Here is a 23,409-nt window from a genome sequence, read left to right as displayed (position 1 = left end):
ATCAGCCGACGACGTCCTTGAGGGCGTCCCCGAGAGCCGCGGCCTCCTCGGCGTTGAGCTCGACCACGAGCCGCCCACCGCCCTCGAGCGGGACGCGCATCACGATGCCGCGCCCTTCCTTGGTGACCTCGAGCGGTCCGTCGCCCGTACGGGGCTTCATGGCGGCCATCGGCGCACCTCTTCCTTGTTCAGCCATCACTGGATGCGGCTCTTCACATGCGAAACGAGGCGGCTGAGCGTGCTGGCCGCCTCGATCGGCGTCGTACGGCGCCCATTATCCCTCATGACGCGCGTGATCGGCACCACAGGGCCGCAACACCTCGTCCACGTCGGGCAGACTTCGCCCATGACGACCTCCGAACCCGACCGCGCCGCCGACGCCGACCCCGTGCTGCTCCACGTCGAGGACGCCGTCGCGACGATCACGCTCAACCGGCCCGAGGCGATGAACGGGCTCGACGTCGCCACCAAGGAGCTGCTGCGCGACACCGTCCACCGGGTCGCCGCGGACCCGGAGGTGCGGTGCGTGGTGCTGACCGGCAGCGGACGGGCCTTCTGCGTGGGCCAGGACCTCAAGGAGCACCTGGCCGGCCTCAAGGGCGAGGCGGACGTGCCCCTGTCGGAGACCGTCACGATGCACTACAACCCGATCGTGCTGGCCCTGGCGACGATGCCGAAGCCGGTGATCGCCGCGGTCAACGGCGTCGCGGCGGGCGCCGGCGCCAGCCTGGCCTTCGCCGCCGACTTCCGGATCGTCGTCGACACCGCGGGGTTCAACACCTCCTTCGCGGGCGTCGCGCTCTCCTGCGACACCGGGTCGAGCTGGACGCTGCCCCGCCTCGTCGGGCAGGCCAAGGCGATGGAGCTGCTCTACTTCCCGCGCACCGTGACCGCGCAGGAGGCCCTCGACCTCGGCCTGGCCACCCAGGTCGTCACCGCCGAGGAGCTCCCGCAGGCCGTGGGCGAGCTGGCCGCCCGGCTCGCCGCCGGCCCGACGGTCGCCCTGGGCTCCATCCGGCGGGCGGTCGCGTACGCCGCCGCACACCCGCTGGAGGAGTCGCTGGCCTTCGAGGCCGACAAGATGGCGCTCACCGGCGGCACCGACGACCACCTCGCCGCGGTCGACGCGTTCATGTCCAAGCAGGAGCCGGTCTTCCGCGGGCGCTGACCCCGAGCCGCGGGCGCGGGCGTCACACCGCGGCGGTGAGGTAGGCGTAGGTGAAGACCAGCACGCCGAGCGCCATGCCGAGGTGGGCCAGCAACGAGAGTCCCGGCCCGTCGCTCCAGGAGTCGCCCGCCGCCGCCGGGGCGTGGCGGCCCCTGGTCGGCAGCCAGCGGGTGAGGATGAGGAGCCCGCAGATGGCGGTGACCCACCAGAAGGCGATCGCGAGGATCCCGATCAGGGGCCCGTTGACGAGCGTGTCGTCCGGCGCCACGAGCACGCCCAGCCAGAGGACGAGCGCCACGACGCCCGACCCGAAGTGCACCAGCGGGACCCGCCTGCTGATGGACAGCCGGCCCGCCGCGCTCGCGCCGCGGAGGCGGAGCCGGGTCAGCACGATCACCACGGCGGCCAGGGCCGTGAGGATCCAGACGACGATCGGGAACGACATGACGCGGGAGTCTGCCCTAGTCGCTCGGCGCCTCGCCAGACGAGGTCCCGGGCTCCGGCTCGCGGCCCTGCCGCTCCTCCATCTCGGTGGCCAGCCGGGCCAGCAGGGCGTCGACCTCGGACATCCGGTAGCCGCGCAGCGCGAGCGGGAACCGCACCCGGCGCAGGTCGTCGGCCCCGACCGGCCGGCCCTCGGGCAGGTCGAGGTCGGGACGGTCGTCGTAGGCCGGGGGCATCGAGCCGCCGCGACCGGAGGCGACCATCGCGACCCCGCCCATGGCGAGGACGATGAGGACGGCGAAGAACCACGTCATCATTCGGGCCGCTCCGGGGCCGGGGTGGGCCAGCGGTCCCCCCGCGCGGCGACCATCAGCTCGACCGCCTCGTCGACGTCGTCGGTGACGACCATCATGTCGAGGTCGGCGGCGTTGATCTTGCCCTCGGCGAGCACCGTCTCGCGCAGCCAGTCGATCAGGCCCGACCAGTAGGACGTGCCGATCAGCACGATGGGGAACGAGGTGACCTTGCGGGTCTGCACCAGGGTCAGCGCCTCGAAGAGCTCGTCGAGGGTGCCGACGCCGCCGGGCAGCACGACGAACCCCTGGGAGTACTTCACGAACATCGTCTTGCGGGCGAAGAAGTAGCGGAAGTTGATGCCCTTGTCGACCCACTGGTTGAGCCCGGACTCGAAGGGCAGCTCGATGCCCAGCCCGACGCTGATCCCGCCGGCCTCGCACGCGCCCTTGTTGGCCGCCTCCATCGCTCCGGGGCCACCGCCGGTGACGACCGCGAAGCCGGCGCCGACGAGCCGCCGGCCGACCTCCTCGGCGAGCGCGTACGCCGGGCCGTCGACCGCGGTCCGGGCGGAGCCGAACACCGCGATGGCCGGGCCGAGCTCGGCGAGCGCACCGAAGCCCTCGACGAACTCGGCCTGGATGCGGAGAACACGCCATGGATCGGTGTGCACCCAGTCGGTGGGGCCGCGGGAGTCGAGGAGGCGCTGGTCGGTCGTGCTGCCCTCGTGGACCTGGCCGCGTCGCTCGATGACCGGGCCTGCCACGCGGTCCGTGTGGCGCTCGGCGGTCGGGTCGGTCTGCTCGGTCATGCCAGCCACTCCTTGAGGATGCGCTCGCACCGCTCGATGTGCTCGGTGGGGACGTGCTCGTCCTGCTTGTGGGCGAACATCGGGTCGCCCGGGCCGAAGTTGACCGCCGGGACGCCCAGCCTGGTGAACTGCGCGACGTCGGTCCAGCCGAACTTGGGAGCGACGTCGCCGCCCACCGCGTCGACGAACGCCTGTGCGGCGGGCCGGTCGAGGCCGGGCATCGCACCCGCGGCCATGTCGGTGACGGTGACGTCGTAGCCCTCGAAGAAGTCGCGGACGAAGGCCTCCGCCTCGGCCTCGCTGCGGTCGGGGGCGAAGCGGAAGTTGACCTCGACGACGCACTCGTCCGGGATCACGTTGCCGGCCACGCCACCGCGGATGCCGGTCGCGTTGAGTCCCTCGTGGTAGGTCAGGCCATCGATCTCCGGCTGCCGGGCAACGTAGCCGTCGAGCCGGGCGAGCACCGGCGCGACGAGGTGGATGGCGTTGACGCCCTTCCAGCTGCGCGCGCTGTGCGCCCGCTCGCCGGTGGTGCGCAGGTCGATGCGCAGGGTGCCCTGGCACCCGGCCTCGACCGCGGCGTTGCTGGGCTCCATGAGGATCGCGAAGTCGGCCCGCACGAGGTCGGGGTCGCTCTCGGTGAGCTTGCGCAGCCCGTTGTGCACCGAGTCGACCTCCTCGGCCTCGTAGAAGATGAACGTCAGGTCGCGGTTGGGCTCGGTGAGGTCGGCGGCGAGCTTGAGTATCACCGCGTCGCCACCCTTCATGTCGCAGCTGCCGAGGCCGTGGAGGATCCCGTCCTCGAGGCGACCGGGCAGGTTGTCGTTGCGCGGCACGGTGTCGAGGTGCCCGGCGATGACGACGCGCTCGTCGCGGCCGAGGTCGGTGCGGGCCACGACCGTGTGGCCGCGGCGGGTCACCGTGAGGTGCGGCAGCGTGGTCAGCGCCGCCTCGACGGCGTCGGCGATCTCCTGCTCCTCGTGGCTGACGGAGGGGATGTCGACGAGCTGCCGGGTCAGGGTGACGACGTCGGCGGAGAGATCGAGGTGGGGCATGGCGACGATTCAACCATCGATGCGAGGCGCCGTCGGGCTAGCGGTCGGCGAGGTGTGCGAGCAGCCCGTCGACGATGCGGGCCAGGCCGAACTCCAGCTCGCGCCCCGGGTCGCTGGCCGCCTGGTAGGCCTCCCCGGCGGCCGTGCCGACACGGCCGGCGATCGGGAAGTCGCAGCCTGCCATGACCTCGCCCAGCGCCTCGTAGTTGGCCTCCCACCACACCGCGTCGCTCATTCCGGTCTCCCGCTCGGCCTGTCGCACGGCCTGCTCGGCGCGCGCGATGCTGGTGCCGAAGGAGGCGAGGAGGGTGATCGTCTGGTCCATCTCGATGTCGTCGAGGCCGATCCCCTCGACCGCGCCCAGCTGCCACTCGTAGCGCGCCGCCATGTGCGGTCCGAGCCAGGCGCGCACGCCCGTGACCTCCAGCAGCCACGGGTGCGCGCGGTGGTCCTCGTACTGGACACGGGCCACGAGCTCGAGCCGGGCACGCAGGTCCTCGGGGTGCTCGGGCAAGGTGGTGCGGCCCAGCACCTGGTCGACCATGAGCACCACCAGGTCGGCGCGGTTGGCGACATAGGTGTAGAGGGTCATCGCACCGAGGCCCAGGTGCTGGGCGAGCCCACGCATCGAGAGGGCGGCCAGGCCGTCGCGGTCGGCGAGGTCGATCGCCGCGTCGACGACGTCGTCGACGCTGACCTTCTGCTTCGGACCGCGTCGCGGCGACGCCCCCTCGGGGCTCGGCCGACTGTGCCGCCACAGGAGCGGAAGCACGGGATCGGAGTCGGGCACCTGCCCACCCTAACTTCTTCGTACGGCGTACGAATAAATGCTAGCGTTCGTCCGTTGAACTCCGTACACCGTACGATCAAAGGAGCACCCATGGCCCTCGCGCCACCCCTCCAGCCCTCCCTCGACGCGCCCCTCCGGGCGCGCGGGCTGCGCAAGCGCTACGGCGACACCCACGCGCTCGACGGCTTCGACCTGACGGTCGACGCCGGGTCGGTGCACGCCCTGCTCGGACCCAACGGGGCCGGCAAGAGCACGGCGGTCCACACCCTGGCGACGCTGACCAGGATCGACGAGGGCGAGGCCAGCGTCGCCGGCTTCGACGTACGCACCCAGCACGCGCAGGTGCGCTCGGCGATCGGGCTCGTGGGCCAGTCGGCCGCACTCGACGAGGTCCTGCACGGGCGCGAGAACCTCGTCATGTTCGCCCGGCTGCACGGGATGTCGACCGCGCAGGCGCGAGCGCGGGCGGCCGAGCTGCTGACGACGTTCGACCTCGACGACGCCGCGGACCGCAAGGTCTCGACCTACTCCGGCGGCATGCGGCGCCGCCTCGACATCGCCGCCGGCCTCGTGACCCGCCCGGCCGTGCTGTTCCTCGACGAGCCGACGACCGGCCTCGACCCGCGTGGGCGCGCCGACGTCTGGCGGGCCGTACGACGCGTGGTGGCCCTGGGCACGACCGTGCTGCTCACGACGCAGTACCTCGACGAGGCCGACCAGCTCGCCGACCGGATCACCGTCGTGGACGCCGGGCGCGTGGTCGCCGAGGGCACGCCCGCGGGGCTGAAGTCCCGGCTCGGGGGCGACCGCGTGCTCGTCGGCCTGGCGCCCGACGCGGAGGGTGAGTCGGTCCGCCGGGTCGTCGCCGGCGCCACCGCGCTCGACGTACGGCTCGTCGAGGGGACGGACGCGTCGGGCGAGCTCGTGATCGAGGCCGGTCCCGCAGGAGGCACCGCCGCCCTCCTCGCCGTGGTCCGGGCCCTCGACGCCGCCTCGGTGAGCCCCACCCACGTCCAGCTGCGGGAGCCGACGCTCGACGAGGTGTTCCTCCACCTCACCGACCACCCCGACCCCCGACCGGCCACGCCCGCTCCTGCCCACCTCGACGGAGGCCCCCGATGAGCACGACCACCACCCTGCGCCAGAGCTGGATCATCGTCCAGCGAGACCTCAAGCACTGGCAGCGCGAGCCCTGGGCGCCGCTGTTCGGGATCGCCTTCACGATCATGCTGGTGCTCGTCTTCGGCTACCTCTTCGGTGGCTCGATCGAGCTGCCCGGTGGCGGCGACTACCTGGCGTACCTCATGCCCGGGATGTTCGCGCTCGCCATGATGTTCGGGCTCGAGGGGACGATGAGCGCGATCGCCAACGACTCCAAGAAGGGCGTCACCCACCGCTTCCGCTCCCTGCCGATCAGCAGCGTCGCGGTCCCGCTCGGGCGCGCCGGGGCGGACCTGGTCAACTCGTCGGTCGAGCTCGCCGTGCTCATGGCAGGCGGCCTGCTCATCGGGTGGGGTGCGGGCGGGACCTGGCCCGAGACGCTGCTGGCCGTCGGCCTGCTGCTGTGGCTGCGGTTCGCGCTGCTCTGGCTGGGCATCTTCCTCGGCCTCACCCTCCGCGCCGAGGGTGGGGTGATGGCCGTGCAGATCCTGGTGTGGCCGATCGGGTTTCTCTCCAACGTCTTCGTCTCGCCCCAGGACATGCCGGCGTGGCTGGGCGTCCTCGCCCAGTGGAACCCGGTCTCCGCCACCGCCGCCGCGTGCCGGGAGCTGTTCGGCAACCCGTCGGGCATCACCGAGGGCATGCTGGCCGACAACGCCGTCGCCGTCGCGCTCGTCTGGCCGCTGGTCCTGGCGGCGGTGTTCGTGCCGCTGTCGGCCCGCGCCTACCGGCGCCTGTCCGTCTGAGCGCACTCAGCGGCGGCGCAGTGCTCCGAGCAGGTCCGTGTCGAGCGTGCCGTAGCCGGTGCGGCTCCACGCGCCGAGGTCGAGGCGGTAGTAGTGCACGGTGCGGTCGCCCTGGATGAAGTCGAGGACGTCACGCGGCTCGCTGCCGGTCCGGACGTCGTCCGCGCACTCGGCGCAGGCGGGGACGTCGACCTCCCGGGTCTCGCCGCGCCACTCCACGACCGTGGTGGGCCCGGTGTGCAGGGGGTTGAACCAGCAGCCCGCCGGCGGCTCCCACGCGGTGGATCCGCGCTCCTCCGCGCTCGCCCGGGCGTCCTCCCCGCGGCGCGCGAGCACGAGGGCACCCACGACGTCGGCGGGAGCGGCGTCCTGGGCGAGGATCGAACGGGCGGCGGCGTAGTGGTCGAGCGCCTGCTGCCACGCCTCGAGCGCGGCGGCGGTGCCGCCGGAATCACCGCGCCCGATGGCCTCGCCCAGCGCCAGCACCTCGGCCTCGGCCTGCTGGCGCAGGCGCCGGTCCTCCGCGGAGCGGACGGTGTGCAGGACGGTGGCCGGGAGGGTGAACCCCGACGGGCGGAGGCGCCGACGCCTGCGCCAGACCACCAGCGCTCGCCCGACGGCGACCAGCGCGGCGACCACGCCGATGCCGACGACGACCTCCGAGGCCTGGAGGCCCTCGTCGGCGGTCCAGGAGTACCTCTCGTCGCTGGGGACGTCGTGCCAGAGCTCCTCGGCGTTGCCGTCGTCGAGGAGCTCGGCGACGCGCACGACCTGGTCGACCAACGCGTCGGGGTGCTCGTGGTTGGCCACGTTGGCGACGTAGATGGCCTCGGGTTGCTCGCCGTACTCCTGCACGCTGAGGTTCGGCTCGTTCCACCTCTCCCACCCGACGTAGGTCGCGTCGGGCTCGCCGGCGCTGTCCTGCAGCCAGGCGCTCAGGCTGGTGAAGCTGCCCTGGAATCGCTCGTCGTCGATGTCGACCTCGATGAGGACGACCTTGAGGTCGCTGTCCTGCGCCGCAGCCACGGCATCCTCGATGCGCGCCTCGTCGTCGGCGGAGATGTCGTGGCTGCGGGCGAAGGCGGGGTCGATCCAGACCCCGTCACCGGCGAGCTCCCGCTCGATCTCGGCGATCGTGGCGTCACTGATCTGCTTGCTGCTCATGTCCTCACGCGACCTTCCGTCGTCGGGTCCCGACCCACCAGCGCAGCACGCCGAACGCGGGCAGCACGCCGAACACCCCGAACAGCACGGCCGCGAGGAGGCCGCCCCACAGGCCCCCCCAGTAGTCGAAGTCGCTCGGCGGGGCGGGCTCGGTCGGGAGGGGCTGGGCCTCCCAGGTGGCCATCTCCTCGGCGAGCCGCACGAGGGCCGGGCCGGGCTGGCCCTTGGTGCGGGACTCGACGTAGTGCTCCTCGAGCCCGACGGCGCCGGGGTCGGTGCTGCCGGTGTCCCACAGCACGACGTAGTGGCCCTCCTCGCCGACGGCCGTCCACCACTGCGGCCCCACGCCCGACGCGGTGTAGCCGACGTCGTTGGTGTCGGGATAGGGCAGGTAGGCGATCCGGGCCGGCACCCGCGAGCCGGCCAGCACCGCCTCGGCCTCGGCCAGGTCGTCCGGGGGGATGCGGCCGCTGAGCATCGGGTCGACGGCCACCCGGGTGTCCTGCCGCAGCAGCTCCTGGACGGTGTCCACCGGTCCGGGCACGGCGTCCTGGCGACCGAAGACCGCCGCGCGGAGGGCGACGTCGTCCTCCTCGCGGGACTCCTGCCACGCCTGCGTCCAGAGCCCGAGGGCGGTGCCTGCGACGACGCCCACGAGCGCGCCGATCGCCCAGCCGAAGCGCCGGATCACCGCTCACCCACTCGATCGGCCAGCACGTCGCCGGCCAGGTCGTCGGTGATGGCACCGAAGCCGGTGCGCGCCCACACATCACCGCGCTCCCAGTAGGGCACCGTGCCGCGGCGGTGGGGCAGGCGGAGGTGGCGGGGCGTCGCGTCCTGGCCCACCGAGGTGGCGCACGCGAGGCAGCACGGCACCTCGACCATGCCGTCGCCCAGGCGCCACGAGACGGTGGCGGTGCCGTCGGGGTGGCGTGGGTCGAAGAAGCACGGCACCAGCGCCGCGCCGCTCCCGCGGCGGCCCCGTCCGAGGTCGTGCGCGCCCATCTGCGCGATCATGCGGGCGCCGATCACGTCGCCGACGTCGCCGGAGGCCAGCAGCGGCTCGACGGCGTCGCGCGCCGTGAGGGCGCGGGCCGCCACCTCGCGGTCGCGCACCGTGTCCCAGTCGGTCTTCTCCAGCGACCGCGTCAGGGCGTCGGCGAGGCGGGCGGCGCGCTTGCGCTCGTCCTCGAGGTCCGGGGGCGCCACGGCGTACGTCGCCGCCGTCGGCGCGTCGGCGCGACGCGGGACGCCCCGACGCGGCCACCCCCGCAGTGACTGGCCCACGAGCAGCGCCACGACCAGTCCCCCGAGACCTCCGACGAGCGCGGAGCGGCCCGACGACGCCGTGCGGATCGAGACGTACTCCTCGGACGTGGGGCGCCAGTCCGCGGTGGCCGAAACCCGCACCGCGTAACGGGCCAGGTCCTCGACCTCCGCCTCGCCCAGGGTCACCGGGTAGTCGCCGTCGGACGGCTCGCGGGCCATCTCGACCAGGTCCTCGGCGGCCAGCACCTGCGCCTCCGCCTCGGCGACCGCCGGCGGGTAGAGGTAGTCCTGGGTGCCGATCCGGTAGCGGCCGACCTCCTGCATCGCCTCGTCGAGCGCGTCGGCGTTGCGCCCGGCACCGAGGCTCAGGCGGGAGGGATTGGTGTCCAGGCCGAAGGCGAAGACCTGCTGGATGCCCTTCGTGGTGTCGAGGACGTAGAGGCCGTCGCCGAGGCGGCGGTTGAGCAGGCCGGCGAGCGCCTCGGTCGCACCGATGGCGTCGTCCGGCAGACCCTTCGGCTGCTCCACGAGCGCGACGTAGACCGGGAACGGCGTCTCGCGGACCAGCTCGGCGATCCGGTCGTGCGACTCCTGCGCCGCCCCCGATCCCATCACCCGGTCGACGACGACTCCGTCCTGGCGCAGCGCCTCGGCGAGCGAGTCGACATCGGTCGGTCCATCCATGCAGCTTCTCCCCCGTCAGTGCAGGCGCGTGTGCGCCGGCTCCCCTCTTTCCCCGCAACCGGTGGTTCACACCCGAGCGACCTGTACGCCCACCTCCGCTGCGTCCGCGTAGGACACCGACGTGGCCAGGGTCTCCTCGGCGATGAGTCCCTCGTGGGTCCGGGCCGCGGCAAGGGTGGCCTCGGGGCCGCTGATCGTCACGCCGATCCGGTCGCTCACCTGCAGGCCGGCGTCCTTGCGGGCCTGCTGGACGGCGCGCACCAGGTCGCGGGCGGTGCCCTCGGCCTCGAGGTCGGGCGTCACCGCGGTGTCGAGGACGACGAAACCGCCGCGCGGCAGCATGCCGATCGCCGTGTCGTCGTCCGTGGTCCCGGCCACCGTCTCGAGGGCGTACTCCCCCTCGACCAGCGCGAGCCCGCCGGCGGTGACGGTGCCGTCGTCGGCGACCGACCAGTCGCCGGACTTGGAGCCCTTGATGGCGAGCTGGACGTCCTTGCCCAGCCGCGGGCCGGCCGCGCGGGCGTTGACGGTGAGCCGCTGCGAGACGCCGTAGGCCGCGGCATCGGGCGCATCGGCCGCCAGCACGTCGACCGCCTTGAGGTTGAGCTCGTCGGCGACCAGCTGCTCGAAGCCGGCCAGGTCGCCCTCGGTGACGACGGTGAGCCGGGCGAGCGGGAGCCGGTTGCGGAGGTTGGCGGCCTTGCGCAGCGCCGATCCTGCCGAGCAGACGTCGCGGACGGTGTCCATCGAGGACACGAGCGCGTCGTCGGCGGGCAGGGTGTCGGCGGACGGCCAGTCGGTGAGGTGCACCGACCGCTCGCCGGTCAGGCCGCGCCAGACCTCCTCGGTCGTGAGCGGCATGAGCGGCGCCGTGACCCGGCAGACGACCTCGAGCACGGTGTAGAGCGTGTCGAAGGCGTCGGCGTCCTCGTCCCAGAAGCGCTCGCGCGAGCGGCGGATGTACCAGTTGGTCAGCACGTCGAGGAAGCCGCGCGTGGAGTCGCACGCCGCCGCCACCTCGTAGTTGTCGAGCTGGTCGGTCATCGCGGCGACGTAGTCGCGCAGCTTGGCCAGGATGTAGCGGTCCATCGGGTGCGCGCTGTCGGTGCGCCAGATGGCGTCGCGGCCCTTGCCGCCGTCTGCGGCGTTGGCGTAGAGGCTGAAGAAGGACCAGCTGTTCCACAGCGGGATCAGCACCTGCCGCACCGAGTCGCGGATGCCCTGCTCGGTGACGACGAGGTTGCCGCCGCGCAGGATCGGGCTCGACATGAGGAACCAGCGCATCGCGTCGGCGCCGTCGCGGTCGAAGACCTCGCGCACGTCGGGGTAGTTGCGCAGGGACTTCGACATCTTCTGGCCGTCGTTGCCCAGCACGATGCCGTGGCTCAGGCACGTCGAGAACGCGGGGCGGTCGAAGATCGCGCCGGCGAGGACGTGCATCGTGTAGAACCAGCCGCGCGTCTGGCCGATGTACTCGACGATGAAGTCGCCGGGGAAGTGGTGCTCGAACCAGTCCTTGTTCTCGAACGGGTAGTGCACCTGGGCGAACGACATCGAGCCGGAGTCGAACCACACGTCGAGGACGTCGGTGACGCGCCGCATCGTCGACCGGCCGGTCGGGTCGTCGGGATTGGGCCGCGTCAGCTCGTCGACGTACGGCCGGTGCAGGTCGGGGTTGCCGTCCTTGTCGCGCGGCAGCGTGCCGAAGTCGCGCTCGATCTCCTCGAAGGAGCCGTAGACGTCGATGCGCGGGTAGTGCTCGTCGTCCGACTTCCACACCGGGACCGGTGAGCCCCAGAAGCGGTTGCGGGTGATCGACCAGTCGCGGGCGTTCTCCAGCCACTTGCCGAACTGGCCGTCCTTGATGTGCTCGGGCACCCAGCGGATGTCCTGGTTGAGCGCGATCAGGCGCTCCTTGACCTTGGTCACCTCGACGAACCACGACGAGACGCCCTTGTAGATCAGCGGCTGCCGGCACCGCCAGCAGTGGGGGTAGGAGTGGTCGTAGGTCTCGCGGCGCACCAGGACGGTGCCGGGCGTGACCGAGCCCGCGGGCTCGCCCTTCGTCGCCGCCTTGAGGTGGTCGATGATCTGCAGGTTGGCGTCGAAGACCTGCATGCCCTCGTAGTCGGTGACGGGGAACGTGAAGCGGCCGTCCTTGCCGACCGGCATCACCGCCTCGATGCCCTCGCGGTCGGTGACGACCTTGTCGTCCTCACCGAAGGCGCCGGCGGTGTGCACCAGCCCGGTGCCGTCGGTGGTGGTGACGAACTCGGCGGGCACGAGGCGGAAGGCGCGCTCGTGGCCGGCGTAGTAGGAGAACGGCGGGGCGTACTCCAGGCCGAGCAGCTCGGTGCCCTTGCCGCGCCAGGTGACCTCGGGCTCGCTCTGCCCATCACGAGGGGCGAGCTCGCGGGCGTACGACGCGAGGCGGGCCTCGGCGAGCAGGTAGCGCTCCGGGCTGCCGGTGGGGCCGTCGGAGGTGACGACGACGTAGTCGATGTCCTCGCCGACCATCACGGCGAGGTTGGACGGCAGGGTCCACGGGGTCGTCGTCCAGACGAGGACCTTGACGCCCTCGAACGGGCCGTCGGTGGTGACGTCGTAGCCGACGGTGACCGCCGGGTCCTGGCGCATCTGGTAGACGTCGTCGTCCATGCGCAGCTCGTGGTTGGACAGGGGCGTCTCGTCCTGCCAGCAGTAGGGCAGGACGCGGAAGCCCTCGTAGACCAGGCCCTTCTCGTGCAACTGCTTGAAGGCCCAGATCACCGACTCCATGTAGTCGGGGTTCATCGTGCGGTAGTCGTGGTCGAAGTCGACCCAGCGCGCCTGGCGGGTGACGTAGTCGCGCCACTCGCCGGTGTACTTCATCACCGACGCACGGCAGGCCTCGTTGAACTTCTCGATGCCCAGCTCGACGATCTCGTCGGTGGTCTTGATGCCGTTGAGGCGCATCGCCTCCAGCTCGGCCGGCAGGCCGTGGGTGTCCCACCCGAAGCGGCGCTCGACCTTGTGCCCGCGCATCGTCTGGTAGCGCGGGATGAGGTCCTTGACGTAGCCGGTGAGCAGGTGGCCGTAGTGCGGGAGGCCGTTGGCGAAGGGCGGGCCGTCGTAGAAGACGAACTCGTTGGCCCCGTCCTTGCCGGCGTCGCGCTGCTCGACGCTCGCGCGGAAGGTGTCGTCGGACTCCCAGTAGGCGAGCACCGCCTCCTCGATCTGCGGGAAGCGCGGGCTGCTGGGGACCGTGGTCGCATCGGTGTGCGACACCTTCGGGTAGGTCATGGGCGGCACTCCTGCGGTGGCGTCGTACGTCTCGGTCTGCTGACACGAGGACGACAGGGCTGCCGCGGTACCACCTCGTTTGCTCCCCACGGTCGGGGAACCACTCGTTCGTCGGCTGTGTCGGGCCGCACCCGTCAGGTTCTAGTGAGGTGACGGCCGGCTCGCCGCACCCGTTCTTCCCGAGGCTCGCCGCTGATGACGGCTCAGACGCCTGCGGCGATCGTACGGCCGGCCCGGCCGGCCGCGCCAATCGGTTCCACGGAAGGTGTCAAAGAAACTTGACATGCGGCCGAGGGTGCGGCATCGTCACTGGTGTCAAAGAACTCTAACACCTGACGAGGAGCGACCCCGATGACCACGACCGCACGCACCCCGCTGTCCCCCTGGCTGAAGGCCGCCGTCCCCGCGGTCGTCGCGGCACTGGCCGTCGGCGCCGGCGCCGCAGCAGTGCGCACCGACGCGCCCGACGGCCTCACCTTCGCCGTGTTCGCCGCGATGACGTTCCCGTTCGTCCTCGCGCTAGGCGCCCTCCTGCTCGACCGGAGCGAGCATCCCGAGCAGCACGAGGACTCCGTCGAGAGGCAGTGGACGACCCGCGCCAGCAGCGGCGCCTTCTTCGACACCGTGACCGCCATGGGACTGACCGTCTTCGCCACCGCGGTGCTCGACACCCGCGGCGCGCCGCTGTGGATCTTCGTGATCCTCGCGCTGGCCGACTTCACCGCCCGTCTCGCCGTCCTCCGTCGCCGGGAGTCCTGATGCACAACACGCTCAGGTCGCTGCGCGAGGGGGCAGGCATGTCGCAGGGCGAGTGCGCCACCGCGCTCGGCGTCTCGCGCCAGACGGTGATCTCCATCGAGAAGGGTCACTTCGACCCGCGCCTCTCGCTGGCCTTCCGGATCAGCCGGCTCTTCGGGGTCCGCGTCGACGAGGTCTTCGTCCCCGACCCCGAGTGACGCGGCCGGCCGGGATCCGCTCGTCCCGGCTTTACCTGCCGTTGAGGAACGGTTGGCGCGCCATTAGCCCCTCGCGGCGCACCGTGGAGACGTACCGTCCACCGACTCGAGGAGACGCTTCCCCATGAACGTCCGACGCACCGCGCTCGCCGCCCTCGCCCTTCCCGTCTCCCTCACGCTCGCCGCGTGCGGGGACGACAGCGCCGACGACCCGTCCGACGACTCGTCGGCCTCGTCGAGCCCCGCCAGCCCGTCCGACTCCGCGAGCACCACGGAGACCGAGGCCCCGGCCGGCGACGACACCGCCGTCCTCGCGGCGCTGCTGACAGCCGTCGAGGCCGTCCCGGGCGGCACGCTCTTCAGCCTCGACCAGCAGGCCGACGGCTGGGAGGCCGAGGTCGTCGATGCCGACGCGAAGGCGTTCGACCTCATGGTCTCCGCCGACGGCGGCAGCGTGACGCGCGACCCGGTCGAGGACCGCGACGCCGATGGCGACGACCGCGCCGAGCGCGAGCGGCTGCTGGCCGACGTCGACCTCGACCCCGAGGAGGCGATCACGGCCGCGCGGGGCACCGTGTCGTCCGGGACGATCACCGGGCTCGACCTCGACGTGGACGGCGGCACGCCGGTCTGGGAGGTCCAGCTCGACGAGGACGCGGCCACCGAGCAGACCGTGGTCGTCGACGCCGCCACCGGCGACGTGCTGCGGACCACGAAGGACGACTGAAGCACTCCTTATCCCGTTGGACGACCGGGAGCGGGGTGCGATTGGGTGGGGGAATGGCACACCCCGGATACGACGGCATGTGGCTCCCCACCGACCAGGACCCCCGGATGCAGGCGGGGCCGACGAGGGGTGAGCGCGACTGCCTCGTCGGCTACCTCGAGCACTACCGCCAGACACTGGCGCTGAAGTGCGACGGCCTCACCGCCGAGCAGCTCGCCACCAAGGCGGTGCCGCCCTCCAACGTCTCGCTGCTGGGTCTCGTGCGCCACATGGCGCGCGTCGAGCAGAGCTGGTTCCGCCGGGTGCTCGAGGCCCGGATGGACATCCCGCGGCTGTTCTCCGGCGAGGACGAGGACGCCGGCTTCGACTTCCCGCAGGTCGACGACGAGCTGGTGCGCGCCAGCCACGAGCTGTGGCAGTCGGAGATCGCCTACGCCCGCGAGGTGCTCGAGCGCACCGACCTCGACGCCGTCGTGGACGTCCACGGCGACCCGGTCGAGGTGCGCGACATCGTGGTCCACATGATCGAGGAGTACGCCCGCCACTGTGGCCACGCCGACCTGGTGCGCGAGTGCATCGACGGCCGCGCCGGGCAGTAGGCCTCCGCGCCCGGGTCAGCGCCTGAGCCTGGCGGTGAACCCCTCGATGGCGGTGCACCGTGCCGGGCCGTAGTAGGAGAACGTCCCGACCGCCTTCGTGCGGCTGACGAACTCCAGATCCAGGTAGGCCGCGTAGGCGGCGCTGCCCTCCTGGTCATTGCGCTCCGTGCCGACCACCTCGTTGTTGCGCGGGATCGTGGTGGTGACGAAGCTGTAGGTGTTGTTGGTCGTCGTGGGCATGTCGGGGTAGCCGCCGCAGGTCGTCCGGGCGTTGATCCGGAAGCCCCGCACCTTGCCGCCGCGGACCGTGAAGGTCACTCCGCCGGCCGACCAGCTGCCCGCCTTGGGAGGCGCCGGAGCGGGGCGTCTCCGGAGCTTCACCGTCGCCCGACCGAGCGCCTGGCCCTTCTCGCTGACGGTGAGCCGCAACGTGCCCTTCGGCCGCGTCAGCCGGGCCCAGACATAGCCGTCGACGTCGTCCTGCCCCTCCAGCGAACCCAGCGCGAGCGGTCGCACCTTGACGCCCTTGCCGGCGCCGGTGATCGCGACGTCGCGGGCGCCGATCCCCTCCGGCGAGGCGTTGGACACCGTGACCGGGATCCGGGTCCACACGCCCTTCACGAGCCGGTCCTTCCTCGGCGCCCGCACCGCGAGCTCGGGCGTGGCCGCGACGACGTCGAGGACGCTGACGAAAGCGTCGTAGGGCGGTGTGCCGGGCCCGGAGTCCACGAGCAGCACCGCGCAGTCCCACCCGGCAGCGCTCGCGAGGTCGGGAGTCTCCTTGTCGTCGTAGAGCAGGACGTCGGGGATGTAGCGGTAGAGCCAGGCGACGCTCACCTCTTCGACGGTGCAGCTGGTGCCCTGGCGGCTGCCGAAGCCGAGCACCGTCCGGGTGCTGGCGTCGGGATCTCCGGCCCCCATCGCGGTGTCGAGGCTGTAGTCGTAGATCAGGGAGTCGTCTTGCCAGTGGTAGCCGTAGTCCACCGTCACGGAGAGGCTTCCGCCGGGCATCACGAACTGGTGGTGCGGAGCGGTGCTGGTGGGCATGCCGGCCACCCGGTTGGCGGCGCTGAAGGTCGCCGTCGCGCTGATCAGCTGCTCGCCGGCGCCGGCTCGTCGCTGCCGAGGATCCTTGTCCCCGATCTCGAACGGCTGGCCGACGAGCGCGCCGCCAGGGGCGCTCGGCTCGGTCCCGCCTGCCGGCGCTGTCACGCCGACCAGCAGCCCTCCGCCCAGTCCGATGGCGGTCGCGATCGAGATCGTCCTGCGCATGCGTCTTCCTCCCCCGTGGCACCGACCCCCGTCGGCTGCGGTCAGTCTGCCCGGGTCACCTGGGTCTGGAAACCTTTCCTCGGCATCCGATCAGCCCGTCCGACCCGCAGTGGGGCTACATCCGTACGCTTGGGCGCGTGACTGCTGCCTCCGGCTACGGCCTGCTGACCCTGCACGGCGAGACCGTGCTCGACGCCTGGTTCCCCTCCCCCGCGCTCGGTGCGACCGAGGGCGACGCGCCGCCGGAGCTGGCCGCGCTCGAGGGCGACGACGAGGTCCGGGGCGTACGGCGCGAGGTGCGGCTGGTGGAGATCGCCGACCTCGACGAGGCGCCGTCGTCGACCGAGGACGTCTGGCTGCGGCTGCACCTGCTCTCCACCCGGCTGGTCCGTCCGCACGGCACGTCGTTGGAGGGCGTGTTCGGCCTGCTGACCAACGTCGTGTGGACCTCGGCCGGCCCCTGCGCCGTCGAGGGCTTCGAGGCTACCCGCGCCCGGCTGCGCGCCGGCGGCCAGCACGTCACCGTCCTCGGGGTCGACAAGTTCCCCCGCCTCGTCGACTACGTGATGCCCAGCGGCGTACGCATCGCCGACGCCGACCGGGTACGCCTGGGGGCGCACCTCGCCGAGGGCACCACGGTCATGCACGAGGGCTTCGTCAACTACAACGCCGGCACGCTCGGGGCGTCGATGGTCGAGGGTCGCATCTCTGCGGGCGTCGTCGTCGGCGACGGCTCCGACGTGGGCGGCGGCGCCTCGATCATGGGCACGCTGTCGGGCGGCGGCAAGGAGGTCATCTCGGTGGGCGAGCGCTGCCTGATCGGCGCCAACGCCGGTATCGGCATCTCCCTCGGCGACGACTGCGTCGTGGAGGCCGGCTGCTACGTCACCTCCGGCACCAAGGTCACCGTCAGCGACATCGACGGCAAGCCGCAGGTCGTCAAGGCCGCGAGCCTCTCGGGCGTCGACAACATCCTGTTCCGCCGCAACTCGGTCAGCGGCGCCGTCGAGGCCGTGCCGTGGAAGGGCGACGGCGTCGCCCTCAACGCGGCACTGCACGCCAACTAGCCCTCCGCCCGTGCCCGCCTCCCTCCGCACGGCCGTCGTCGGCGTGGTGGTGGCCGTCGGCGCCGTCGCGACCGCCGTGGTGCTCCTGGACCGCGGCGCGGTGCCCCCTCTCCTCGAGTCGAGCGGGTGCACCGCCGAGGTCGACGGCCACACCGTCGAGGTCGACCTCGAGCAGGCCGAGAACGCCGCCCTGATCACGGCCGTCTCCATCGAGCGCGGCATGCCCGCGCGGGCCGCGAGCATCGCGCTGGCCACGGCCTACCAGGAGTCCAAGCTCTACAACATCGACTACGGCGACCGCGACTCCGTCGGGCTGTTCCAGCAGCGCCCGTCGCAGGGCTGGGGCAGCGTCGCCCAGCTGACCGACCCGGTCTACGCCACCAACGCCTTCTACGACGCCCTGCAGAAGGTCGAGGGCTACGACACGATGGAGATCACCGTCGCCGCGCAGGAGGTGCAGCGCTCGGGCTTCCCCGACGCCTACGCCGACCACGAGAAGGACGGCCGGGCCCTGGCCTCCGCGCTGACCGGCAACTCGCCCGGCGCCCTGTGGTGCGACGTCCCCGGGGACGCCGAGGAGGTCGACGACGCGCTCGACGAGTCCGGGCTCGTCTCGCGCGCGACGTCCGTGCGCCGGTCGCTGGAGGCACGCTTCGGGACGCTGTCGCTGGGCGGGTTCGAGCCCGGTGGGGTCTCCAGCGGCCACATGGAGGGCTCGGCCCACTACGAGGGTCGGGCGATCGACGTCTTCTTCCGCCCCGTCAACGCCGACAACACCAAGCGCGGCTGGGCGGTGGCGTCCTACCTCGTCGCCAACGCCGACCGCCTCGACATCAAGACCGTCATCTTCGACGGCCGCATCTGGCGCGCCGGGTCGGGCGACGGGTGGCGTGACTACCGCGTGCCCTCCGCCTCCCGCGGCGACCGGGCGATCCTCGAGCACCGCGACCACGTGCACGTCGACGTCTTCGACTGACGTACCTGCGGCAGCCGGCTCTCCTGCTGTCGGAGTCCCCGCTCGAGCGGGGACTCCGACACCTGGAGGCCGTTGCAACCCCCTCCGAGTGTCGGACTACGCCGACAGGTCGGGCTCAGCCGGCGAGGCGAGCCACGGCGGCGGCGACCCGCTCGTCCGTGGCGGTGAACGCGACGCGTACGTGCTCGCGCCCCGACGGGCCGTAGAACTCCCCGGGCGCCACGAGGATGCCCTGCTCGGCGAGGTCGGCGACGGTCCGCCAGCAGTCCTCGCCACGGGTCGCCCAGAGGTAGAGCGAGGCCTCGGAGTGGTCGATGTGGAAGCCCGCGCCTTCGAGCGCCCCGCGCAGCGCCGCACGCCGAGCGGCGTAGCGGGCGTGCTGCTCCTCCACGTGGGCGTCGTCGTCGAGCGCCGCGATCATCGCGTGCTGCTGCGGGCCGGGCATCTGCAGGCCGAGGTTCTTGCGGACGGCGAGCAGCTCGCCGACGAGGGCGGGGTCGCCGGCGACGAAGGCGCACCGGTAGCCGGCGAGGTTCGAGCGCTTGGACAGCGAGTGGACCGCGAGGACGCCGTCGAGCGAGCCACCGTTGACCTGCGGGTCGAGGATCGAGAGGGGCTTGTCGCCCTCCCACGCGCACTCGATGTAGCACTCGTCGGAGACGAGCACGGTGCCGCGCTCGCGGCACCAGTCGACGACCTTGCGCAGGTGCTCGAGGGGCAGCACGCGGCCGCTCGGGTTGGCCGGGCTGTTGAGCCACAGCAGGCTCGGGACCCGCGGGCCGAACGCAGTCAGCGAATCGGTCGCCAGGCTCTCCGCACCGGCCAGGGCCGCGCCGACCTCGTAGGTCGGGTAGGCCAGCGCCGGGTAGCCGACGAGGTCGCCCGGCCCGATGCCCAGGTGCAGGGCGAGGTCGGCGATCAGCTCCTTGGAGCCGGTCACCGGCAGTACGCCGTCGAGCCCGAGGCCGCTGACCCCGTGACGCCGGGAGAGCCAGTCGATCGCCGCCCGGCGGGTGTCCTCGAGGCCGATCGTCGTCGGGTAGCCCGGTGAGTCGGCCGCGGCCCGCAGCGCGTCCTGGACGACGGCAGGCGTCGGGTCGACGGGCGTACCGACCGAGAGGTCGCAGATGCCGCCGGGATGGGCGTTGGCCGTCGCGGCGTACCCCGTCAGCCTGTCCCAGGGGAAGTCCGGGAGGCGCGCGGACACGCGAGGTCGGTGCGTGTGCACCTCAGCCACCGAGGGGGCAGGTCACTCGTCGTGCTCCTGCGGGGGCAGCGCCGCGACGAGCTCGTGGTCCTTGTCGATGACGCCCATCTTGGCCGCGCCGCCGGGCGAGCCGAGGTCGTCGAAGAAGTGGACGTTGGCGTCGTAGTAGCCCTTCCACTCCTCCGGGGTGTCGTCCTCGTAGAAGATCGCCTCGACCGGGCAGACCGGCTCGCAGGCGCCGCAGTCGACGCACTCGTCGGGGTGGATGTAGAGCATCCGCTTGCCTTCGTAGATGCAGTCGACGGGGCACTCGTCGACGCACGCGCGGTCCTTGAGGTCGACGCACGGCTGGGCGATGACGTAGGTCACCTGGTCCTCCTGAAGGCGGGTGTGCTCGGGGTGGGGGAACGTGTCGGTTCACTCTAGTATCCGGCGAGTGCCCGACACGTCAGAACCCCGTGCCGACGAGACGACCACCGGCCGGCACGCCCTCGGCCCGCACGTCGTGGGCCAGCGCGTCGTCGTACGCCACCTCCTGCCCGACGGCCGGGCCACCGACGTGCTCGGCACCTGCACGTCGTGGGACGCCGCCTCGATGACCGTCGATCGGGAGGGGCACGGTCCGGTGGTGATCGCCCTCGCCGACGTCGTCACCGGCAAGCCCGTGCCACCCCGCGCGTCGGTGCGCGCCCGGGTGTCCGCCCAGGAGGTCGAGGAGCACGTCTCGGCGCTCTGGGACGCGATCACCACCGAGCCGCTCGGTCGCTGGCTGCTGCGGGCCTCGCCGCCGCACGGCGGTCGGCTGCGCCGCCGCGGCAACTCCGCGCTGGCGATGGCCGAGCCGGGCATCGGCTGGGCCGACGCGGCGTTCGGCGTACGCCGGTTCTACGAGGCGCTCGACCAGACGCCGATCGTGCAGGTGCAGCGCGGGTCGGACGTCGAGCGGACGCTCGCCCCGCTGGGCTTCCGGCCGATGGGCGACGGCGACGCGCACGCCCAGATCGCGTCGGTGGCCCGCGCCCTGCGCTCGGCGCGGTCGGCGGCCCCGGACGTCGACGCGACGTTCGACGAGCGGCCCGGGTCGGTGGTGGTGTCGCTCGAGACCGGCGCCGCGACCGGACGCGGCGTCCTGTCGGGCGACTGGCTGCTGGTCGAGTCGCTCGCCGTCGACCCGGCCCACCGCCGCCGCGGCCTCGCGACCGCCGTCCTGGCGGAGGTCCTTGACTGGGGCGCGTCGTCGGGCGCGACCACCGCGCTGCTGCACGTGGAGACCGACAACGAGGCCGCGATCGCGCTCTACGAGCGGCACGGCTTCCTCACCCACCACACCAACCGCTACCTCGTCGCGTAGGCCGGGGGCTCACCTGCCGTCCTGTTGGATGAACAGGTGACCACCATCGACCGCACCACCGCACCCGCCCCGACCGGAGCAGATCGCGGACGCCAGGTCGGCGTCACGGTCGCCGAGGTCCTCTGCCTGTACGGCACCCTGGTCGGGGCCGGCGTCGTCGGCACCAGCGTGGAGAGCTCCGCCGGCGGCGCACTCTCTGCCGAAGCCACGCTGCTCGCCCCGCTGGGACCTGCCTTCTCGATCTGGTCGGTGATCTACGCCGGCCTGGCGGCCTACACGATCTGGCAGTGGCTGCCGGGCTCGGCCACCGACCCGCGTGCCCGGCGCACCGGCTGGCTGGCCGCGGCGTCGATGGTGCTCAACGCCGGCTGGCTGCTCGTCACCCAGCAGGGCTGGCTGTGGGCGAGCGTCGTCGTGATCCTCGCCCTCGTGGTCGTTCTCGGGCTGCTGGTGCAGCGCCTCGCCGACCTCGACCCCGCACCGTCGCTGCTGCAGCGGATCGTGGTCGACGGCACCTTCGGGCTCTACCTGGGCTGGGTCTCGGTGGCCACCTGCGCCAACATCGCCGCGACCCTGGTGGCCGAGGGCGTCGACTCGTCGACCCTGGTGGGCGAGCTGCTGGCCGCGCTGGTCATCGCGGTGGTGGTCGGCGTCGCCGCCGTGGTCGTGGCCCGCACCGGGCCGCGCTGGGGCTTCGCCCTAGCCGCCGCCTGGGGCCTGGCCTGGATCGCCGTCGGGCGGCTCACCGACGAGCCCGCCTCGACGCTGGTCGGCATCGTCGCCGCGGTCGCCGCCGCCGCGGTGCTCGCGCTGACCGCCCGCGCTGCCGTCCGCGACTGACGGGCCTGCGACCGCCCCGTCGGGGTCGCACCCTGGGCCGCGGCCGTCGCAAAAAGGGTCGCAGCCGCGGCAGGTCGCATCCTAGGCTCGCCTCGACGAGCGTGGGGCCTGACGAACCCCCTGCCTGCGGGCAGCGACGCGTTCGTCCGCGCGTCCGGCGTACCGACGAGAGGCCGGCACCCCACGGGGCCGCCGGCGAAGGTGTGGTGGCACCGCGACCTTGCCCCCGCCCACACCTCCAGGGCCGACACCGACTGGAGGACATCATGAGATCGCTCTGTTCATCACTCCCGGCCGCCGAGCCCGGCTCGACCGTGACCCTCGAGGGGTGGGTGCACCGTCGACGCGAGCTGTCGCGCGTGACCTTCCTCGTGCTGCGCGACCGCAGCGGTCTTGCCCAGGTGGTGCTACCACCGGGAGTGAGCGTGCCTCCTGAGGAGACGACCGTCCGGGTCACCGGCACCGCGACCCGCACGCCCCAGGCCCCGGGCGGGGTCGAGGTCACCGACGCCCGGGTCGAGGCGCTCACCTCGGACGCGGACACCCCACCCGCGGAGCTGTGGCGCCCCGCGCTCGACGTGTCGCTGCCGACGCTGCTCGACCACGCGCCCGTGCTCTGGCGCCACCCTGGCCAGCGGGCGCGCTGGCAGCTCGCCGCCGCCTCGCTGCGGGGCTTCCGCTCGACCCTGGACGCGAGGGGCTTCACGGAGGTCGCCACCCCCAAGCTGGTGGCATCGGCGACCGAGTCCGGCGCGTCCGTCTTCGAGGTGGACTACTTCGGACGCCCCGCCTACCTCGCCCAGAGCCCGCAGTTCCACAAGCAGCAGCTCGTCGGCGTCTTCGAGCGGGTCTACGAGGTCGGCCCGGTGTTCCGTGCCGAGCCGCACGACACTGTGCGCCACCTCGCGGAGTACCGCTCCCTTGACGTCGAGCTCGGCTTCGTGCGCGACCACCGTGACGTGCTGGCGGTGCTGCGCGACGTGCTGGCCGGGATGGTCGAGGCGCTGGAGCACGAGCGCGGCGCGCTCGACCTCACCGGCGCACGCCTGCCCGTCGTGCCAGCGCAGATCCCAGTCGTGCACTTCGCCGACGCGCTCACGATCGTGGGCGCACCGGCCGACGAATCGGACCTGTCACCGGAGCACGAGCGGGCGCTGAGCGCGTGGGCGCTGGCCGAGCACGGCTCCGAGCTGCTCGCCGTGGAGGGCTACCCCATGGCGAAGCGGCCGTTCTACACCCACCCCCAGCCCGGGGACGAGCGGTGGTCCAACAGCTTCGACCTGCTCTTCCGTGGCCTCGAGCTGGTCACGGGCGGCCAGCGGCTGCACCGGCCAGCGGACTACGAGCGGGCCATCCGGGAGCGGGGCGAGGACCCTGCGGCGTACGACGCCTACCTGCAGGCGTTCCGTCACGGGATGCCGCCGCACGGCGGGTTCGCCATCGGGCTCGAGCGGTGGGTGGCGCGCCTGGTCGAGACGGCCAACGTCCGCGAGGTCACGCTCTTCCCGAGGGACCTGCACCGGCTGGCTCCCTAGGTGCGGACCGG

25 protein-coding genes are annotated in these 23,409 nt (G+C 72.5%); 12 read left to right on the top strand and 13 right to left on the bottom strand.

What is annotated here, in order from left to right; genetic code table 11:
* Window position 1 precedes the first annotated feature (1 nt).
* Complete coding sequence (locus tag AC4H2S_RS06265; protein WP_121138412.1) at window positions 2–169, bottom strand: DUF3117 domain-containing protein; 168 nt, start codon at window positions 167–169, stop codon at window positions 2–4.
* 177 nt (window positions 170–346) lie between these two features.
* On the opposite strand from AC4H2S_RS06265, the gene AC4H2S_RS06260 reads away from it, so the two are divergent.
* Window positions 347–1,168 (top strand): enoyl-CoA hydratase/isomerase family protein, encoded by an 822-nt coding sequence (locus AC4H2S_RS06260; RefSeq protein ID WP_491496113.1) that lies wholly within the window; start codon window positions 347–349, stop codon window positions 1,166–1,168.
* Window positions 1,169–1,190: 22 nt separating this feature from the next.
* On the opposite strand, the gene AC4H2S_RS06255 is transcribed toward AC4H2S_RS06260, so the two are convergent.
* Genes AC4H2S_RS06255 through AC4H2S_RS06235 form a run of 5 tightly spaced genes read right to left on the bottom strand, consistent with a single transcriptional unit; the run spans window position 1,191 to window position 4,562 of the window.
* Window positions 1,191–1,613: a hypothetical protein gene (locus AC4H2S_RS06255; RefSeq protein ID WP_491496112.1), complete on the bottom strand. Its 423-nt coding sequence runs from the start codon at window positions 1,611–1,613 to the stop codon at window positions 1,191–1,193.
* A gap of 16 nt (window positions 1,614–1,629) precedes the next feature.
* A complete protein-coding gene (locus AC4H2S_RS06250; protein WP_491496111.1) occupies window positions 1,630–1,926 on the bottom strand; it encodes a DivIVA domain-containing protein in 297 nt (98 codons plus the stop codon).
* Complete coding sequence (locus tag AC4H2S_RS06245; protein ID WP_491496110.1) at window positions 1,926–2,717, bottom strand: LOG family protein; 792 nt, start codon at window positions 2,715–2,717, stop codon at window positions 1,926–1,928. The genes AC4H2S_RS06250 and AC4H2S_RS06245 overlap by 1 nt, the downstream gene beginning before the upstream one ends.
* The gene (gene dapE, locus AC4H2S_RS06240) at window positions 2,714–3,772 is read right to left on the bottom strand and encodes a succinyl-diaminopimelate desuccinylase (protein WP_491496109.1); all 1,059 of its coding nucleotides are present in this window, start codon (window positions 3,770–3,772) and stop codon (window positions 2,714–2,716) included. The genes AC4H2S_RS06245 and dapE overlap by 4 nt, the downstream gene beginning before the upstream one ends.
* A gap of 37 nt (window positions 3,773–3,809) precedes the next feature.
* Window positions 3,810–4,562, bottom strand: a complete 753-nt coding sequence (locus tag AC4H2S_RS06235) for a TetR/AcrR family transcriptional regulator (protein WP_491496108.1) — start codon at window positions 4,560–4,562, stop codon at window positions 3,810–3,812.
* Window positions 4,563–4,652: 90 nt separating this feature from the next.
* Between AC4H2S_RS06235 and AC4H2S_RS06230 the strand changes: the two genes are divergently transcribed.
* The gene (locus AC4H2S_RS06230; protein ID WP_491496107.1) at window positions 4,653–5,684 is read left to right on the top strand and encodes an ATP-binding cassette domain-containing protein; all 1,032 of its coding nucleotides are present in this window, start codon (window positions 4,653–4,655) and stop codon (window positions 5,682–5,684) included.
* On the top strand, window positions 5,681–6,469 hold the full coding sequence (locus tag AC4H2S_RS06225) for an ABC transporter permease (RefSeq protein WP_491496106.1): 789 nt from the start codon (window positions 5,681–5,683) through the stop codon (window positions 6,467–6,469). The genes AC4H2S_RS06230 and AC4H2S_RS06225 overlap by 4 nt, the downstream gene beginning before the upstream one ends.
* Before the next feature lie 6 nt (window positions 6,470–6,475).
* Here the strand turns inward: AC4H2S_RS06225 and AC4H2S_RS06220 are convergent, their stop codons facing one another.
* The 4 genes from AC4H2S_RS06220 to ileS form a co-directional block, all read right to left on the bottom strand.
* Window positions 6,476–7,633 (bottom strand): hypothetical protein, encoded by a 1,158-nt coding sequence (locus AC4H2S_RS06220; RefSeq protein ID WP_491496105.1) that lies wholly within the window; start codon window positions 7,631–7,633, stop codon window positions 6,476–6,478.
* A gap of 4 nt (window positions 7,634–7,637) precedes the next feature.
* Window positions 7,638–8,324, bottom strand: a complete 687-nt coding sequence (locus AC4H2S_RS06215; protein WP_491496104.1) for a hypothetical protein — start codon at window positions 8,322–8,324, stop codon at window positions 7,638–7,640.
* Window positions 8,321–9,586 carry a hypothetical protein gene (locus AC4H2S_RS06210; RefSeq protein WP_491496103.1) on the bottom strand — a complete coding sequence of 422 codons (1,266 nt, stop codon included), beginning with the start codon at window positions 9,584–9,586 and terminating at the stop codon, window positions 8,321–8,323. The genes AC4H2S_RS06215 and AC4H2S_RS06210 overlap by 4 nt, the downstream gene beginning before the upstream one ends.
* A gap of 66 nt (window positions 9,587–9,652) precedes the next feature.
* Window positions 9,653–12,868 carry an isoleucine--tRNA ligase gene (gene ileS / locus AC4H2S_RS06205; protein ID WP_491496102.1) on the bottom strand — a complete coding sequence of 1,072 codons (3,216 nt, stop codon included), beginning with the start codon at window positions 12,866–12,868 and terminating at the stop codon, window positions 9,653–9,655.
* 351 nt (window positions 12,869–13,219) lie between these two features.
* Here ileS and AC4H2S_RS06200 point away from each other — a divergent pair, with 351 nt between their 5' ends.
* The 4 genes from AC4H2S_RS06200 to AC4H2S_RS06185 all read left to right on the top strand — a co-directional run bounded on the left by AC4H2S_RS06200 (window position 13,220) and on the right by AC4H2S_RS06185 (window position 15,150).
* Entirely contained in the window at window positions 13,220–13,627 is a 408-nt protein-coding gene (locus AC4H2S_RS06200) for a hypothetical protein (RefSeq protein WP_491496101.1), read from the top strand.
* Complete coding sequence (locus AC4H2S_RS06195) at window positions 13,627–13,824, top strand: helix-turn-helix transcriptional regulator (protein WP_491496100.1); 198 nt, start codon at window positions 13,627–13,629, stop codon at window positions 13,822–13,824. Before AC4H2S_RS06200 ends, AC4H2S_RS06195 begins: the two co-directional genes overlap by 1 nt.
* Before the next feature lie 124 nt (window positions 13,825–13,948).
* Entirely contained in the window at window positions 13,949–14,551 is a 603-nt protein-coding gene (locus AC4H2S_RS06190; RefSeq protein WP_491496099.1) for a PepSY domain-containing protein, read from the top strand.
* A 53-nt stretch (window positions 14,552–14,604) separates the two neighbouring features.
* On the top strand, window positions 14,605–15,150 hold the full coding sequence (locus AC4H2S_RS06185; RefSeq protein WP_491496098.1) for a DinB family protein: 546 nt from the start codon (window positions 14,605–14,607) through the stop codon (window positions 15,148–15,150).
* 15 nt (window positions 15,151–15,165) lie between these two features.
* On the opposite strand, the gene AC4H2S_RS06180 is transcribed toward AC4H2S_RS06185, so the two are convergent.
* On the bottom strand, window positions 15,166–16,422 hold the full coding sequence (locus AC4H2S_RS06180; protein WP_491496097.1) for a hypothetical protein: 1,257 nt from the start codon (window positions 16,420–16,422) through the stop codon (window positions 15,166–15,168).
* 137 nt (window positions 16,423–16,559) lie between these two features.
* Here AC4H2S_RS06180 and dapD point away from each other — a divergent pair, with 137 nt between their 5' ends.
* Window positions 16,560–17,489, top strand: coding sequence for a 2,3,4,5-tetrahydropyridine-2,6-dicarboxylate N-succinyltransferase (gene dapD / locus AC4H2S_RS06175; protein WP_491496096.1), 930 nt, complete (start codon window positions 16,560–16,562; stop codon window positions 17,487–17,489).
* A 10-nt stretch (window positions 17,490–17,499) separates the two neighbouring features.
* Window positions 17,500–18,465 carry a VldE C-terminal domain-containing protein gene (locus tag AC4H2S_RS06170; protein WP_491496095.1) on the top strand — a complete coding sequence of 322 codons (966 nt, stop codon included), beginning with the start codon at window positions 17,500–17,502 and terminating at the stop codon, window positions 18,463–18,465.
* Between the two features lie 115 nt (window positions 18,466–18,580).
* Here the strand turns inward: AC4H2S_RS06170 and dapC are convergent, their stop codons facing one another.
* Both dapC and fdxA read right to left on the bottom strand, forming a co-directional pair.
* On the bottom strand, window positions 18,581–19,672 hold the full coding sequence (gene dapC, locus AC4H2S_RS06165; protein ID WP_491496094.1) for a succinyldiaminopimelate transaminase: 1,092 nt from the start codon (window positions 19,670–19,672) through the stop codon (window positions 18,581–18,583).
* 42 nt (window positions 19,673–19,714) lie between these two features.
* On the bottom strand, window positions 19,715–20,041 hold the full coding sequence (gene fdxA / locus AC4H2S_RS06160; RefSeq protein WP_056604759.1) for a ferredoxin: 327 nt from the start codon (window positions 20,039–20,041) through the stop codon (window positions 19,715–19,717).
* Between the two features lie 67 nt (window positions 20,042–20,108).
* Between fdxA and AC4H2S_RS06155 the strand changes: the two genes are divergently transcribed.
* The 3 genes from AC4H2S_RS06155 to aspS all read left to right on the top strand — a co-directional run bounded on the left by AC4H2S_RS06155 (window position 20,109) and on the right by aspS (window position 23,398).
* Entirely contained in the window at window positions 20,109–21,023 is a 915-nt protein-coding gene (locus AC4H2S_RS06155; protein ID WP_491496093.1) for a GNAT family N-acetyltransferase, read from the top strand.
* Window positions 21,024–21,059: 36 nt separating this feature from the next.
* Entirely contained in the window at window positions 21,060–21,863 is an 804-nt protein-coding gene (locus AC4H2S_RS06150) for a TspO/MBR family protein (RefSeq protein ID WP_491496092.1), read from the top strand.
* 266 nt (window positions 21,864–22,129) lie between these two features.
* Complete coding sequence (gene aspS / locus AC4H2S_RS06145) at window positions 22,130–23,398, top strand: aspartate--tRNA(Asn) ligase (RefSeq protein WP_491496091.1); 1,269 nt, start codon at window positions 22,130–22,132, stop codon at window positions 23,396–23,398.
* Window positions 23,399–23,409: the final 11 nt, after the last annotated feature.

It is taken from the genome of Nocardioides sp. Z13_37, from assembly GCF_058355585.1.
This window is presented reverse-complemented; position numbering and strand designations above follow the sequence as displayed.